Below are 582 nucleotides of genomic sequence, written 5' to 3'. Positions count from 1 at the left end.
TGTTTCCGATCACCGATCTGCGCGGCCGTGTGATCGCGTTCGGTGGCCGTGCGCTGGAGAAAGACGTCGCGGCGAAGTACCTGAACTCGCCGGAGACGCCGCTGTTTCACAAGGGCGATAATCTCTACAACCACGCGCCCGCGCGCAAAGCCGCGCACGACGGCGGCGCGGTGATCGTGGTCGAGGGCTATGTCGACGTCATCGCGCTGGTCACCGCCGGTTTTCCCGCCACCGTCGCGCCGCTCGGCACCGCGCTGACCGAAGCGCAGCTGCAGCACCTCTGGAAGATGGCCGACGAGCCGATCCTGTGCTTCGACGGCGACCGCGCCGGCCAGAAGGCGGCGTATCGCGCCGCCGACCTCGCGCTCCCGCATTTGAAGCCCGGGAAGAGCCTGCGCTTTGCGCTGCTCCCAGAAGGGCAGGATCCCGACGATCTCGCCCGCGCCGGCGGCCGGCTCGCGGTCGAGGAGGTGATCGGTGCGGCGCGGCCGCTCGCCGACATGTTGTGGGCGCGCGAGGCGGAGGGCGGAATGTTCGCCACCCCGGAGCGGCGCGCGGCGCTGGAGGCCCGGATCAACGAGC

General features: G+C 70.4%; 1 protein-coding gene. It reads left to right on the top strand.

The genetic code is table 11. The annotated features are described in order from the left end of the window. Nucleotides 1-582 (top strand): DNA primase (locus DYI24_RS27560; RefSeq protein WP_164574563.1); only part of this gene is annotated, 582 nt, incomplete at both ends.

The sequence above is a fragment of the Rhodopseudomonas sp. BR0C11 genome (assembly GCF_010820945.1).
Classification (GTDB): domain Bacteria; phylum Pseudomonadota; class Alphaproteobacteria; order Rhizobiales; family Xanthobacteraceae; genus Rhodopseudomonas; species Rhodopseudomonas palustris_H.
This window is presented reverse-complemented; position numbering and strand designations above follow the sequence as displayed.